At 68.9% G+C, this 14,721-nt stretch carries 11 protein-coding genes; 6 read left to right on the forward strand and 5 right to left on the reverse strand.

The window, feature by feature from the left end; genetic code table 11:
* Window positions 1-139 precede the first annotated feature (139 nt).
* Complete coding sequence (locus ACWEPG_RS16750; RefSeq protein WP_450115936.1) at window positions 140-1,585, forward strand: sugar porter family MFS transporter; 1,446 nt, start codon at window positions 140-142, stop codon at window positions 1,583-1,585.
* Window positions 1,586-1,626: 41 nt separating this feature from the next.
* Here the strand turns inward: ACWEPG_RS16750 and dxs are convergent, their stop codons facing one another.
* Window positions 1,627-3,591, reverse strand: a complete 1,965-nt coding sequence (gene dxs / locus ACWEPG_RS16755; RefSeq protein WP_452594825.1) for a 1-deoxy-D-xylulose-5-phosphate synthase — start codon at window positions 3,589-3,591, stop codon at window positions 1,627-1,629.
* A 256-nt stretch (window positions 3,592-3,847) separates the two neighbouring features.
* On the opposite strand from dxs, the gene glsA reads away from it, so the two are divergent.
* The 3 genes from glsA to ACWEPG_RS16770 are packed head-to-tail and all read left to right on the forward strand — an operon-like array spanning window position 3,848 to window position 7,532.
* The gene (gene glsA / locus ACWEPG_RS16760) at window positions 3,848-5,692 is read left to right on the forward strand and encodes a glutaminase A (protein ID WP_452594826.1); all 1,845 of its coding nucleotides are present in this window, start codon (window positions 3,848-3,850) and stop codon (window positions 5,690-5,692) included.
* Window positions 5,693-5,733: 41 nt separating this feature from the next.
* On the forward strand, window positions 5,734-6,699 hold the full coding sequence (locus ACWEPG_RS16765) for an ATP-binding cassette domain-containing protein (RefSeq protein ID WP_450115933.1): 966 nt from the start codon (window positions 5,734-5,736) through the stop codon (window positions 6,697-6,699).
* Window positions 6,696-7,532 (forward strand): ABC transporter permease, encoded by an 837-nt coding sequence (locus tag ACWEPG_RS16770; RefSeq protein WP_450115932.1) that lies wholly within the window; start codon window positions 6,696-6,698, stop codon window positions 7,530-7,532. Before ACWEPG_RS16765 ends, ACWEPG_RS16770 begins: the two co-directional genes overlap by 4 nt.
* A 50-nt stretch (window positions 7,533-7,582) precedes the next feature.
* Here ACWEPG_RS16770 and ACWEPG_RS16775 read toward each other — a convergent pair whose 3' ends face one another.
* From ACWEPG_RS16775 to ACWEPG_RS16790, 4 genes are all read right to left on the reverse strand, one after another.
* On the reverse strand, window positions 7,583-9,166 hold the full coding sequence (locus ACWEPG_RS16775) for an MDR family MFS transporter (protein ID WP_452594827.1): 1,584 nt from the start codon (window positions 9,164-9,166) through the stop codon (window positions 7,583-7,585).
* Window positions 9,163-9,651, reverse strand: coding sequence for a MarR family winged helix-turn-helix transcriptional regulator (locus ACWEPG_RS16780; RefSeq protein ID WP_450115930.1), 489 nt, complete (start codon window positions 9,649-9,651; stop codon window positions 9,163-9,165). Before ACWEPG_RS16780 ends, ACWEPG_RS16775 begins: the two co-directional genes overlap by 4 nt.
* 179 nt (window positions 9,652-9,830) lie before the next feature.
* A complete protein-coding gene (locus ACWEPG_RS16785; RefSeq protein ID WP_452594828.1) occupies window positions 9,831-11,099 on the reverse strand; it encodes a class I SAM-dependent RNA methyltransferase in 1,269 nt (422 codons plus the stop codon).
* Window positions 11,096-13,102 carry an APC family permease gene (locus tag ACWEPG_RS16790; protein ID WP_450115928.1) on the reverse strand — a complete coding sequence of 669 codons (2,007 nt, stop codon included), beginning with the start codon at window positions 13,100-13,102 and terminating at the stop codon, window positions 11,096-11,098. The genes ACWEPG_RS16785 and ACWEPG_RS16790 overlap by 4 nt, the downstream gene beginning before the upstream one ends.
* A 178-nt stretch (window positions 13,103-13,280) precedes the next feature.
* Here ACWEPG_RS16790 and ACWEPG_RS16795 point away from each other — a divergent pair, with 178 nt between their 5' ends.
* Both ACWEPG_RS16795 and ACWEPG_RS16800 read left to right on the forward strand, forming a co-directional pair.
* Window positions 13,281-13,946 carry a potassium channel family protein gene (locus ACWEPG_RS16795; RefSeq protein ID WP_450115927.1) on the forward strand — a complete coding sequence of 222 codons (666 nt, stop codon included), beginning with the start codon at window positions 13,281-13,283 and terminating at the stop codon, window positions 13,944-13,946.
* A gap of 67 nt (window positions 13,947-14,013) precedes the next feature.
* Window positions 14,014-14,676: a potassium channel family protein gene (locus ACWEPG_RS16800; RefSeq protein ID WP_450115926.1), complete on the forward strand. Its 663-nt coding sequence runs from the start codon at window positions 14,014-14,016 to the stop codon at window positions 14,674-14,676.
* The last annotated feature ends 45 nt before the right edge of the window (window positions 14,677-14,721 follow it).

The following is a 14,721-nucleotide window of genomic DNA, read 5'->3' on the forward strand; positions in this document are numbered from 1 at the left end:
AGCCTCGGCCCCGGGGCGCAGTCGCGTGGCCACCGCGCGCACGAGCCGGATTCGCAGTAGCGTCAGAATGCTGCGGGTGTGTCACGACGCAACGGCGCGTCGGCCCGGAGGCATTCAGGCCGAGAGTCTGGGGGCTGACATGGCAACGAGCGACACCGCCTTCGGCGGCACGGGATCCGGGGCCGCGAGGGCCGCCGTCGGGCACGCGCTGATGATCGCCGCCACGGCGGCACTGGGCGGATTCCTCTTCGGCTACGACACCGCCGTGATCAACGGCGCGGTCGGCGCGATCCGCGACAAATACGACATCGGTGCCGGCGGAACGGGTCTGACCGTCTCGCTGACACTGCTCGGCGCCGCACTCGGCGCCTGGATCGCCGGCGACATCGCCGACCGGCTCGGCCGGATCAAGGTCATGCAGCTGGCGGCGATCCTCTTCCTCGTCGGCGCGCTCGGCTCGGCGTTCCCCTTCAGCATCTACGACCTGACCGCGTGGCGAGTGGTCGGTGGTGTGGCGGTCGGCTTCGCATCCGTGATCGCACCGGCGTACATCGCGGAGATCGCCCCCGCGGCGATCCGCGGCCGGCTCGGGTCGATGTACCAGCTGGCCATCGTGCTCGGCATCGCGATCTCGCAGCTCGTCAACTACGCACTCAACCAGGCCGCCGGCGGGGCCCGGGAACACCTGGCCGGCATCGAGGCGTGGCAGTGGATGCTGGCCCTCGAAGCGGTACCCGCCCTGCTCTACCTGCTGATGAGCTTCACCATCCCCGAGTCGCCCCGGTTCCTGGTGCTGCGCGGACGCGAGGACGCGGCGCGGAAGATCCTCGCGAATCTGGAAGGTGGCGGGGACGATGTCGTCACCGCCCGGATCGGCGAGATCCGCGCCTCGCTCAGCGAGCACCGCACCAAGACCACACTGCGCCAACTGTTCTCGAAGCCGCTTGGTGTCGCGCCGCTGGTGTGGGTCGGCATCGCGCTCGCCGCGCTGCAACAGTTCGTCGGCATCAACGTGATCTTCTACTACTCGGCAACCCTGTGGGAGGCGGTCGGTTTCGGTGAGGACCGGTCGCTGCTGATCAGCGTCGTCAGTGCACTGGTCAACATCGTCGGCACCTTCGTCGCGATCGCCGTGATCGACAGGATCGGGCGAAAGCCGCTGCTGCTGATCGGTTCGGTCGGCATGGCCGTCTCCCTGGCGACCGCCGCGATCTGCTTCAGCTCGGCAACGGTCACCACCAACGACATCGGCGAGTCGGTCGCCACCCTCGAAGGCACCGCCGGCACCGTCGCGCTGATCGCGGCCAACGCGTTCGTGTTCTTCTTCGCCTTCTCCTGGGGCCCCGTGGTGTGGGTGCTGATCAGCGAGATGTTCCCGAACCGGGTACGCGCGGCGGCCGTCGGCATCGCGACCGCGTCCAACTGGGTGGCGAACTTCCTGGTCTCCGCGACGTTCCCGGCCCTGGCCGACTGGAACCTCTCGCTCACCTACGGCGCCTACGCGGTGATGGCCGCGATCTCGTTCTTCGTGGTGTGGAAGCTCGTGACCGAAACCCGCGGCCGCACACTCGAAGCCGCCGGCTGAGGCCCGGCGCCGGGGCCGTCACGCGGCCCCGGCACACCCGGTCACGGCTTCGGGGTGACGATGTCGCTGTCCGCGGCGTTCGGGGCGGCCGGCGCGTCCTCCTCGGACCGGAGCCCGGCCACCCAGCCGGTGATCTGGCGGGCGAGGTCCTGAGCGGTCAGGCCGACCTCGGCGAGCACCTGGTCCCGCGAGGCGTGGTCGAGGAACCGCTGCGGAACGCCGACGTCGCGCGCGGGGGTGTCGATGCCCGCGGCCCGCAACGCAGCGGAGACCGCCGAACCGATGCCTCCGTGCACACCGCTGTCCTCGACGGTGACGACCATCGAGAAGTCGCGGCCCATCTCGACGACCGGACGCGGCACCGGCAACACCCACCGGGGGTCGACGACCGCGGCCGAGATGCCCTGCTGCGCCAGTCTGTTCGCGGTCTCCAGCGCCATCGCGGCGAAGCAGCCCACCGCCACGATCAGCACGTCGCCGCGCCGCTGCGGTGACACGTCCTCGCGCCGCGATGGTGGCATCGCCAGCACGTCGACCCCGTCGATCCGCTCGAGCGCCGGGATGTCGTCGCCGACCGCGCCCTTCGGGAACCGCACGGCCGTCGGGCCGTCCGAGACCGCGAGTGCCTCACCGAGCTCCTCCCGCAGGGTGGCGGCGTCCCGCGGCGCGGCCGCCCGCATGCCCGGCACGATCCCCAGCAGCGAGAAGTCCCACATGCCGTTGTGGCTGGCGCCGTCGGGGCCGGTGACGCCGGCGCGGTCGAGGACCAGCGTGACCGGCTGCTTGAGCAGTGCGGCGTCCATCAGCAACTGGTCGAAGGCGCGGTTGAGGAAGGTCGAGTACACGGCGACCACCGGGTGCAGGCCACCGAGAGCCAGGCCCGCAGCGGACGTGACCGCGTGCTGTTCGGCGATCCCGACGTCGAACATCCGGTTCGGGAACGCCTCGCCGAACGCGGCCAGGCCGGTCGGGCCGGGCATCGCAGCGGTGATCGCGACGACGTCCTCGCGTGTCCGCGCCTGGGCGATCAGCTCGTCGGAGAACACCGAAGTCCAGTCCTGGACCGGGGCGCTGGTCGAGCGACCCGTCCGGGGATCGATGACTCCGGTCGCGTGCATCTGGTCGGCCTTGTGGTTCTCGGCCGGCGCATATCCCATGCCCTTGCGGGTGACGGCGTGCACGAGCACCGGGCCGCCGAAGTCCTTGGCCCGCCGCAGCGCCGACTCCATCGCCGCCTGATCGTGGCCGTCCACCGGGCCCAGGTACTTGATCCCGAGATCGGTGAACATCACCTGCGGGCTGACGATGTCCTTGATTCCGGCCTTCATGCCGTGCAGGAACTGGTAGGCGGCGCGGCCGATCCACGGCATCTTCTTGACAATTCGCCGGCTGTTGTCGAGGACCTTCTCGTAGCCGGGCTGCAGCCGCAGCGCCGCGAGATGGTCGGCGAGGCCACCGATGGTCGGCGCGTACGAGCGGCCGTTGTCGTTGATCACGATGACCACCGAGCGGTCCCTGCCCGCGGCGATGTTGTTCAGGGCCTCCCAGCACATGCCACCGGTCAGCGCACCGTCACCGACGACGGCAACGACGTGCCGGTCCTGCCCGGTGAGCGCGAACGCCTTCGCCAGCCCGTCCGCGTACGACAGCGCCGCCGACGCATGGGAGGACTCGACCCAGTCGTGTTCGGACTCCGCCCGGCACGGGTAACCCGACAGACCACCCTGCTTGCGGAGCGAGTCGAACCCGTCCCGGCGACCCGTCACGATCTTGTGCACGTACGCCTGGTGGCCGGTGTCGAAGAGCACCGCGTCCTTCGGCGAGTCGAAGACCCGGTGCACCGCGAGGGTCAGCTCGACCACGCCGAGGTTCGGTCCCAGGTGCCCGCCCGTCGCGGACACCTTCTGCACCAGGAACTCGCGCACCTCGGCGGCGAGCTCACGCATCTCGGCGAGGGTCAGACCACGAAGATCACCGGGCGTCTGAACTCGAGAAAGAACACCCAACGAGATCGCTCCCTCCGCAGTACTGCACAACAACCCGCCGACCGACCACCGGTCGACCCGGTCAGTCTACGGAGCCCGGTATCCGAACACCGCCAGGCATACCGTCGGACGCTGTCGTGCGGCCGCGCTGCCTGGTCCATTATGCCTTCCGCGGTGAGTCACCTCACAGCGCGCGCCGCCCCGGACGGGCTCGACCTGCACGGCCCGGGACGGGCTCAACCTGCACGGCGCGGCCGCGAGTGACAACCTGGTCGGCATGCGCACTGTCGTGGACACGATCATCGGCGAGGTGTACGAGCGGTGTCTGGGCAACCGGGCCGGCGCCCTCGCCGACTACATCCCCGAGCTGGCCGAGGTACCGCCGGACACGTTCTCACTGTGTGTGGCCACCACCGACGGCCACGTCTACGAGGTGGGAGCGTCGAACGTCGAGTTCACCATCCAGTCGATCTCCAAACCACTCACCTACGGACTCGCCCTCGCCGACAACGGCCCGGACTCCGTCGCCGCCAAGATCGACGTCGAACCGTCCGGAGAGCCCTTCAACGAGATCAGCCTCGACCCCGTCACCGAACGGCCCCGCAACCCGATGATCAATGCGGGTGCGATCACCGCCGCGTCCCTGATCGCCGGTGCCGGCCCGGCCGCGCGGTTCGAGCGGATCCGCCGGTGCTACTCGGCATACGCGGGGCGGGAGCTGACAGTCGACGAGGCCGTCTACACGTCGGAGGCACGAACCGGGCACCGAAACCGGGCGATCGGCCACATGCTGCGTTCGTTCGGCATCATCGCCGATGATCCCGACGAGGCGGTCGACCTGTACTTCCGGCAGTGTTCGATCAACGTCACCTGCCGCGACCTCGCGTTGATCGCGGCGACCCTGGCGAACAACGGCACCCACCCGCGGACCGGCCGCGTCGCCCTGTCCCCCGCCCACGTCGAGCAGGTGCTCTCGGTGATGACGTCCTGCGGCATGTACGACGCGGCCGGCGAGTGGATCACCCAGGTCGGGCTACCCGCGAAGAGCGGGGTGGGAGGCGGCGTGCTCGCGGTACTGCCGGGCCAGATCGGGATCGCGGTGCACTCCCCCCGTCTGGACTCGCACGGCAACAGCGTGCGCGGGGTCCAGGCGTGCCGCGAGTTGTCGAGGTCTCTCGAACTGCACTTCCTGCACGTCACCCGCGCGGCCCGGTCGGCGATCCGGTCCAGCTACACCGTCGCGGAGGCGCCGTCGCGGCAGCGTCGCACCGATGCCGAGCGGGCGACACTCGATCGAGTCGGTCACCGGACGCGCATCTACGAACTGCACGGGGACCTGCTGTTCGCGGGCGCCGAGTCCGCGGTCCGGGCCATCAGTGAGCGCGTACAGGACCTGGAGGCCCTGGTCGTCGACCTTCGTCGCGTCGACGAGGTCGGTGACGTCGCGCGCCGCATGCTCACCGAGATGCGCACCGACCTCGATGCCCGAGGCCTGCCCTGCGCCTTCGTCGATCCCGACAGCCACCTCGGGAACACCGCTTCCAGCCTCGACCCGTCCGGACAGGGCCGGGTCTTCGTCGACCTCGACAGCGCTCTGGAATGGGCGGAGACCGTGGTGCTGGACCGGCACTGCGCCGCGGGCCGTATCCCCGAGTCCATCGAGCTCACGGACCATCCGCTGCTCGCAGACCTCGACGAGCACCAGCTCGAGCTGGTGCGAGCCGAACTCGATTTCGTCGACGTGCCCGGCGGGCACACCATCGTCCACCGCGGCGACGAGGGCATCGGGATCGCGCTGATCCTGTCCGGACGGATCAGCACCGTGGTCGCCGGACCGAACGGCACCGGGAAAAGGATCTCCACGCTCGCTCCCGGCATGACGTTCGGGGAGATTCCCACGTTGACCGGCCGCACCTTCCTCAACGACGTCCGTGCCGACACACCGGCCCGCATCGCGGTGATGGGCCCCGGCCGATTCGCGAAGCTCACCGATGCCGCGCCGACCCTGAAACTGTCCATCCTGAACCGGCTGGTGACCGGCGCGTATGCGCAGCTCGATTCGGCGATTCGCGGCATTTCCGTGCAAGGAGACACCGCGCCGGGCGACGCCGTCATTCGGTAATTGCGTTGCCCGGTCCGCCGAAATCGGACAGTCTGAACCCCATGTCCGACCTCGCGATCGACACCAAGGGACTCGTCAAACGCTTCGGCAGCAACGTCGCGGTCGACGGCGTCGACCTCGCCGTTCCCCGCGGCGGCGTCTACGGCGTACTCGGCCCGAACGGTGCAGGCAAGACGACCACCATCCGCATGCTGGCCACCCTCCTCGACATCGACGGCGGGACCGCCCGGGTCCTCGGACACGACGTGGTCCGCGAGGCCGACACCGTCCGCAGCAAGGTCGCCCTGACCGGGCAGTTCGCATCGCTCGACGAGGACCTGACCGGCACCGAGAACCTCGTCCTGCTCTCCCGCCTGTACGGCTTCTCCCGATCCGCCGCCCGCGCCCGCGCCGACCAGCTGCTGGCCGCGTTCGAACTGTCGGAGGCGGGCGGCAGACAGGTGAAGAACTACTCCGGCGGCATGCGGCGCCGACTCGACATCGCCGCCTCGATCCTCGTCACCCCGGAACTGATCTTCCTGGACGAACCGACCACAGGTCTCGATCCCCGCAGCCGTAACCAGGTCTGGGAGATCGTGCGCGCACTCGTCGCGGGCGGCACCACCGTGTTGCTGACCACGCAGTACCTCGACGAGGCCGACCAGTTGGCGGACCGGGTGGCGGTGATCGACCACGGGCGCGTCATCGCCGAGGGCACCACCGGCGAGTTGAAGGCGTCCGTGGGGTCCGGTGCCCTGCACGTGCGGGTCGCGGACCCGAGCCGACGCGCCGACGCCGCCGACGTGCTCAGGGCGGCGCTCGGCGTCGACGTCACCGTTGAATCCGATCCCGCCGCACTGACCGCCCGCATCGACGACAGCGAGCGCGTCGCCCGCGCCCTGCCCGCGCTGAACGAAGCCGGGATCACGGTCACCACCTTCGCCCTCGGGCAGCCGAGCCTCGACGAGGTGTTCCTCGCTCTGACCGGCCGGCCCGCCGACTCCGACCTCGAGGAAACCCCGGCATGACGACCACCACAGTCACCACCTCACCCGCCGCCGCGGTGAGCGCCGCCCTTGCCCTCGACGGACCCCGGCCGAAGCGCTCCGGCGCGGTGGCGGCGTCGCTGTCCTTCGGGTGGCGGGCCCTGCTGAAGATCAAGCACGTCCCCGAGCAACTGTTCGACGTGACCATGTTCCCGATCATGTTCACGCTGATGTTCACGTACCTGTTCGGCGGCGCGCTGGCCGGCTCGACCGAGGCGTACGTGCAGTTCCTGATCCCCGGCATCCTGGTGCAGACGGTCGTGATGATCACGATGTACACCGGGCTGACGTTGAACAAGGACATCGAGAAGGGCGTCTTCGACCGGTTCCGGTCGCTGCCGATCTGGCGGCCGGCCCCGCTGGTGGGCGCGCTGCTCGGCGATCTCGTCCGCTACACGATCGCGTCGGTGATCGTGATGGTGCTCGGCCTCATCCTCGGGTTCCGGCCCGCGGGCGGAGTCGTCGGTGTGGTCGCCTCCGTGGCGTTGCTGCTGCTGTTCTCGTTCTCGATGTCGTGGGTCTGGACGATGTTCGCGATGTTGATGCGCACCGAGCAGGCGGTGATGGGCGTGTCGATGTTCATCCTGTTCCCGCTCACCTTCGCGTCCAACATCTTCGTCGACCCGTCGACGATGCCGGGCTGGCTGCAGTCGTTCGTGAACGTGAACCCGATCAGTCATCTGGTCACCGCGATCCGCGGGCTGATGGCCGGTGACGTGAACGCCGCGCAACTGGGCGTCGTGCTGGCCTGGTGCGCCGGCTTCGTGATCGTCTTCGGGCCGATCACGATGCGGCTGTACAACCGCAAGTCCTGAACATGCGAAAGGCCCGGCCCCTGGTGTGGGACCGGGCCTTTCGTGTGCGCCTACACCTTGGCGTATTCCTGATCCGCCTCGGACGGCTTCAGGTCGATCGTGGTGCGCAACGCCTTGTTCGGCAGCAGGCTCACGGCGATCAGGGTGACCACGGAGACGACGGCGGCGATCAGGAAGATCCGGCCCGTCGCGTCGCCGTAGGAGGCCCGGATCACCTCACGCACCGGCTCGGGAAGGGCGGCGAGATTGAGGTTCCCGCCGCCGCCCGGGGTGTGCGAGTCGATGCCGAGCTTCGCGAAGCCGGCGGCCGTCAGCTCCGTGACCCGGGTGGCCAGGACCGAACCGAGCACCGAGACACCGATCGCGCCGCCGAACGTGCGGAAGAACGCGACCACGCTCGACGCCGCGCCGACGTTGTGGACGCTCACCGTGTTCTGCACCGCGAGCACCACGTTCTGCATCAACATGCCGGTGCCGAGGCCGAGCAGCGCGATCATCAGCCCGATCACCGGGATCGCGGTCTCGTGATCGACGGTCGAGAGCAACGCGAAGCCGATCACCTGCAGCGTGGCACCCGCGACGACAAATCCCTTCCATTTACCGAACCGGGTGATCAGCAGACCCGACACCACGGAGCCGGTGAGCATGCCGAGCACCATCGGAATGGTCAGGAGGCCCGCTTCCGTCGGCGAGAAGCCACGCGCGGTCTGGAAGTACTGGGTGAGGAAGGTGGTGGCACCGAACAGACCGATGCCGACAGCCACCGACGCGATGATCGCGAGGGCGGTGGTCCGCTCGACGACGATCTTGAGCGGGATGATCGGCGACGACGCCTTGCTCTCCACTACGACGGTGGCGATCAGCAGCAGCAGGCCGGCACCGACCATCAGTGCGGACTCGGTGGAGATCCAGTCGTAGTAGGTGGCCTTGCCTGCGAAGGACACCCAGATGAGCAGCACGGACACGCCCGCGGTCAGCAGGGTGGCACCGAGCCAGTCGATCTTCACGCCCTCGACACGCGTGGTGTCGATGTGCAGCGTCTTCTGCAGCAGGAACAGGGCGATGACAGCGAGCGGCACGCACACGAAGAAGCACCAGCGCCAGCCGAGGCTGTCCGCGATCACACCGCCGAGCACCGGCCCACCCGCCATCGACACCGCCATGACGGCACCCATGTAGCCCGAGTACCGACCGCGATCGCGCGGCGGGATGATCGTTCCGATGATGGCGACGACCAGCGCGGTCAGACCACCCATGCCGATGCCCTGGATCACCCGGGCACCGAGGAGGATCGGCACCGTCGACGACAGGCCGGCAATGACGGACCCGATGACGAAGATGACGATCGAGGACTGGACCAGCAACTTCTTGTTGTAGAGATCCGAAAGCTTGCCCCAGATCGGCGTGGACGCCGCGGTGGCGAGCAGCGAGGTGGTGATCACCCACGCGTACTGGGTCTGGCTGCCGTTGAGGTCACCGATGATCGTCGGCAGCGCCGTGGACACGATGGTCGAACTGATCAACGCCGTGAACAGTGCGGCGAGCAGTCCGGCGAGCACCTCGAGGATCTCCCGGTGTGTCATCAGCTGCTCCGGCGGGGCGTGGTGCCCGACGGTGGATTCGGTGGTGGTCATGCGCGAAATCCCCCTTTGAGTGGTGCGGTGGCGCCGGTCACGGGGGTCCGAGCCGGTGACGAGAAGGTCAGTTTGAGGTGCCGAAGGGCAGCCAATGCGTCTTCGGCCTCGCCCTGGCTCCAGTCCGCGAGCATCCGCCGGAGACGGGCGGCTCGCAGTTCCCTGTTGTCGGCGAGGAACCGGACTCCGGCGTCGGACAACTGCACCAACGAGGCCCGACCGTCGGCCGGGTCGGTGCGGCGTTCGACGAGACCCGCGTCGACGAGGTCGGCGATCTGCCTGCTTAGCGACGACTGACTGACGCACAGGTTCACGGCGAGCTCGTTCTGCCTGCACGGCGCGGAACCCGCGAGAACGTGCAGGACGCCCAGCAATGCGGGCGGCAGCCCGGATTCGTCGGCGTTGCCCAGCAGGTTGCGCAGGGTACGACCGAAGAGGAACACCTCCTCCACCAGGTCTTGCGCGGTGGTGGTCTGCACGGTCATGACGGGAAGCCCCCAGGAAAAGTAAAGCCAACTTTAATATGCTTGCGTTATGCAAGTATATATTGATTGCATTATGCAAGCAAGTAGAGGCAGGGTCTCCGGGGTGTGATTCACACCCCACCTCCCGGCGGGGGCCACACGTCCGGGCCCGCGAGGCGAGCGCGCCGCGGCGCGGACCCTCAGCGCTGCAGCAGCGCGATGCACTCCATGTGATGGGTGAGGGGGAAGGCGTCGAAGGCCCGCACCTGCGCGAGCCGGTACCCCTGCCCCAGATAGAGGCCGACGTCCCGGCCGAAGGCCGCGGGATCGCAGCCGATGTGCACGACCGTGCGCGGCCCGGCGGACGCGACGGCCTCGATCACCGCACGGCCCGCGCCGGACCTCGGCGGGTCGAGGACGACCGTCGACACCGGGCCCGGGAGCGCGGTGACCAGTTTCTCCACCCGCGACGACTCCAGCCGGACCTGCGGCAGATCCGACAGCGCGCGCCTGCCGTCCTCGACGGCTCCGCGGCTCGACTCCACCGAGACGACCGTGCCGCGCTCCCCCACCTGCCCCGCGAGCGCGGCGGCGAACACACCGACCCCGCCGTACAGGTCCCAGGCGGTGTCACCCACGCCGAGCCCCGACCATTCGGCGACCACCTCCGAGTACCGCTGCGCCGCCCCGCGATGCGCCTGCCAGAATCCGGTCGCCGACAGCTCCCACTCCCGGTCACCGACACGCTGCACGGCGCGCCCGCTCCCGAGTACCACGTGTTCGCGGCGCGGCCGGGCCGTCGCCGCCCTGCGGGCGGTCGCGCCGCGCCTGCCGGGGCTCCGACGGCCGGTGCGGCTCACCTGGGCCGGTTCGATCTCGACCACGTGCCGGTCCCCCGCCGCGTCCACGGTGACCTGCAGTTCGCCACCGGGACGCCACGACCGCTCGGCCAACCCGTCGTAGACACCCGAAACTGGTTGCGGGCAGGCGAGATTCGTGATCACGTCCGAGCTGCGATAGCCGTGGAAGCCGGCGCGGCCGTCGGCGTCGACAGCGAGCCGCAGCCGGGTGCGCCAACCCGCGCCTGCCCCGGTTCCCGGCAGCTCCTCGACCTCGACGTCGCGCTCGATCCCGGCGAGACGGTGCAGTTGCTCGGCGACCACCGACGATTTCATCGCCCGCTGCGCGGACAGTGTCGCGTGGGACAGATCACAGCAGCCCGCGCCGCCGGGCCCGGAGATCGGGCACAACGGATCGACACGATCGGCCGAAGCCGAGATGATCTCCACCGCGTCGGCCCGGCAGTAGGAACCCCCGCGGTCCTCGGTGACGCGGGCCCGCACCACCTCACCCGGCAGCCCGTGCCGGACGAACACCACGCGGCCCTCGTACCGGGCCACGCAGAACCCGCCATGACCCGGATTGCCCAGCGTGACCTCGAGCTCCCGGCCGTACCAGTTCTCGCTCACTGCTTCACGTTTCCTTCGGGCGCGTCGAATCCGCGTCGGGTCCCGCCGGGGCCGGTCGGCACGGTGTAACGCTTGACCCGTTCGGACGAGGTCAGCTGCCAGGGCACCGAGGTCACCATCACACCGGGCTGGAACAGCAGCCTGCTCTTGAGCCGCAGTGCACTCTGGTTGTGCAGGATCTGCTCCCACCAGTGGCCGACGACGTACTCGGGAATGAAGACGGTCACCACGTCGCGGGGCGAATCCCGCCGCACCCGCCGGACGTAGTCCAGTACCGGCTTGGTGATCTCCCGGTACGGCGACTCGATCACCTTGAGCGGCACCGTGATGTCGCTCTTCTCCCATTCCCGCACCAATGCCCGAGTGTCCGGTTCGTCGACGTTGACGGTCACCGCCTCCAGCGTGTCGGGGCGGGTCGCGCGGGCGTACGCAAGTGCCCGCATGGTCGGCATGTGCATCTTCGAGACCAGCACGATCGAGTGGGTACGACTGGGGAGCACCCCATCCCACTCCTGCTCCTCGAGCTCTGCGGCGACGCTGTCGTAGTGCCGCCGAATGGACTTCATCACCACGAAGATCGCGACCATCGCGACGATCGCGATCCAGGCACCGGCCGCGAACTTGGTGAGCAGCACGATCACCAGCACCGCACCGGTCATCGCGAGGCCGATCGAGTTGATCACCCGCGAGCGCTGCATGTGCCGTCGCTGTGCGGGATCGGTCTCGTCCCTCAGGTGCCGGGTCCAGTGCCGGATCATGCCGGTCTGGCTGAGCACGAACGAGACGAAGACGCCGACGATGTAGAGCTGGATCAGCTTGGTGACCTCGGCACCGAACAGCACCACGAAGGCGATCGCGGCACCGGATAGGAAGAGGATGCCGTTGCTGAACGCGAGGCGGTCGCCGCGCGTGTGCAGCTGACGCGGCAGGTAGCGGTCCTGCGCGAGAATCGAACCCAGCACCGGGAAACCGTTGAACGCGGTGTTCGCCGCCAGAACCAGGATCAGGGCGGTGACGGTCGCGATGAAGTAGAACCCGATCGGGAAGCCCGAGAACACCGCCTCGGCGAGCTGGGCGATCAGCGTCTTCTGCTGGTAGTCCGCCGGCGCCCCGATGAGCTGGGTGGCCGGGTCGTGTGCGTACACCACGCCGATCTTCTGGGCGAGGATGATGATGCCCATCAGCAGCGTGATGGCGAATGTGCCGAGCAACAGCAGCGTGGTCGCCGCGTTGCGGGACTTCGGTTTCCGGAACGCAGGCACGCCGTTGGAGATCGCCTCGACACCGGTCAGCGCCGCGCATCCGGAGGAGAACGCGCGGGCGATCAGGAAGGCGAACGCGATCCCGTACAGATGAGAGTCCTCCGCCTGCAGTTCGAATCCGGACGACACCGCACGCACGTCGTCGCCGAGCACGTAGATCCGGAACAGCCCCCAGCCGAGCATCGCGAACATGCCGACGATGAACGCGTAGGTCGGAATCGCGAACGCGGTCCCCGATTCCCGGATCCCGCGCAGGTTCATCGCGGTGAGCAGCACGATCGCCGCGACCGCGAACAGCACCTTGTGCGTCGCGACGAACGGGACCGCCGATCCGATGTTCGATGCCGCCGACGAGATCGACACCGCGACGGTGAGCACGTAGTCGACCATCAGGGCGCTGCCGACGGTGAGGCCGGCGTTCGGGCCGAGGTTGACGGTCGCGACCTCGTAGTCGCCGCCGCCGGACGGGTACGCGTGCACGTTCTGCCGGTAGCTGGCGACGACGACGGCCATCACCACGCAGACCGCGAGCCCGATCCACGGGGTGAACGCGTATGCGGAGATGCCGGCCACCGACAGGACCAGGAAGATCTCCTCCGGCGCATAGGCCACCGAGGACATCGCATCGGATGCGAAGACCGGGAGCGCGATCCGCTTGGGCAGCAGGGTGTGCCCCAGCTTGTCGCTCCGGAACGGTCTACCCACCAACAGCCGCTTCGCAGCGGTCGAGAGCTTTGACACCGCCAAAGCGTAAGCCGTCGGCACCGATCCGGCGCCATCCGCACCGAACACCGCCGATTTCGGCACGCGTGCGGGCACCCGCCGATCAGGAGCGGTACCGTTCGGGTTCACAAGGAAGCGGTGCCGTGTGCACGGCACGAGAGACAGCTCCGTCGAGACCGGAGCGGAGGGGCCAGCGGTGTACGTAGTCGTGATGGGGTGCGGCCGGGTCGGATCGGCCCTCGCGGCCGGGCTGAACCGGATCGGCCACGAGGTCGCGATCATCGACCGCGACCCGGAGGCGTTCCGGCGCCTCGACCCGGAGTTCACCGGGCAGCGGGTCGTCGGCATGGGCTTCGACCGCGACGTGCTGATCAAGGCGGGAATCGAGCGGGCCGAGGCATTCGCCGCGGTGTCCTCGGGCGACAACTCGAACATCATCTCCGCGCGCGTGGCCCGGGAGACCTTCGGCGTCAACCGGGTGGTCGCACGGATCTACGACGCCAAACGCGCAGCGGTGTACGAGCGGCTGGGCATCCCGACGGTGGCCACGGTGCCGTGGACGACGGACCGGTTCCTGCACCACCTGACACTCGAGTCGCACACCGCGAAGTGGCGGGATCCGACGGGCACCGTCGCGGTCGCAGAGCTCGACCTGCACGAGGACTGGGTCGGGCACAAGGTCACCGAACTCGAGGAGTTCACCGGTTCCCGCGTCGCGTTCCTCATCCGCTTCGGCACCGGCGTACTGCCGAACCTCAAGACGGTGATCCAGGCGGACGACCAGGTGTACATCGCCGCCGTGTCCGGCACCGTCGCCGAGGCCGTGGCCCTCGCGACGACTCCCCCGCCGGCGGACGAGTGAGACCACCGACACCGTCCCGAGTACCCGCGAGCGTGACCGCTCACCACTACCCGATCGGATGTACCCGATGAGAGTCGCAATTGCCGGAGCCGGCGCCGTCGGCCGTTCGATCGCCCGCGAACTGGTCCGCGGGGACCACCACGTCATGCTGCTCGAGCGCAAACTCGAGCACGTCGACCCGGAGGCGATTCCGGAGGCGCACTGGGTGCATGCCGACGCCTGTGAACTCGGGCTGCTCGAGGCCGCCAAACTCGAGTCGTACGACGTGGTGATCGCCGCCACCGGCGACGACAAGGCCAACATCGTGGTCAGCCTGCTCGCCAAGACCGAGTTCGCGGTCCAGCGCGTCGTGGCCCGGGTGAACGATCCCCGCAACGAGTGGCTGTTCGACGAGTCCTGGGGTGTCGACGTCGCGGTGTCGACGCCGCGGATGCTCGCCTCGCTGGTCGAGGAGGCGGTCTCGGTCGGAGATCTGGTGCGGCTGATGACATTCCGGCAGGGTCAGGCGAACCTGGTGGAGATCACCCTGCCTCCCGACACCGCACTGGCGGGCAAGCCCGTGCGCCGGATGCAGCTGCCTCGCGACGCCGCGCTGGTCACGATCATCCGTGGCGGCCGGGTGATCGTGCCTCAGCCCGACGACCCGATCGAGGGCGGCGACGAACTGGTTTTCGTGGCCTCGGTCGAGGTGGAGGACGAACTGCGCGAGGCGGTCGGCCTGACCCGCTGAGCGGGCCGGACGCCGGGCCCTTGTCGACGGATTTTCACAGGGGTT

The organism is Rhodococcus sp. NPDC004095, assembly GCF_053604015.1.

Bases quoted from the DNA above. Each gene is read 5' to 3' on its own strand.
- ACWEPG_RS16780 (WP_450115930.1), bottom strand. From the start codon at position 9,651: ATGACCGTGCAGACCACCACCGCGCAAGACCTGGTGGAGGAGGTGTTC.
- ACWEPG_RS16800 (WP_450115926.1), top strand. From the start codon at position 14,014: ATGAGAGTCGCAATTGCCGGAGCCGGCGCCGTCGGCCGTTCGATCGCC.
- ACWEPG_RS16750 (WP_450115936.1), top strand. From the start codon at position 140: ATGGCAACGAGCGACACCGCCTTCGGCGGCACGGGATCCGGGGCCGCG.
- ACWEPG_RS16775 (WP_452594827.1), bottom strand. From the start codon at position 9,166: ATGACCACCACCGAATCCACCGTCGGGCACCACGCCCCGCCGGAGCAG.
- ACWEPG_RS16765 (WP_450115933.1), top strand. From the start codon at position 5,734: ATGTCCGACCTCGCGATCGACACCAAGGGACTCGTCAAACGCTTCGGC.
- glsA (WP_452594826.1), top strand. From the start codon at position 3,848: ATGCGCACTGTCGTGGACACGATCATCGGCGAGGTGTACGAGCGGTGT.
- ACWEPG_RS16770 (WP_450115932.1), top strand. From the start codon at position 6,696: ATGACGACCACCACAGTCACCACCTCACCCGCCGCCGCGGTGAGCGCC.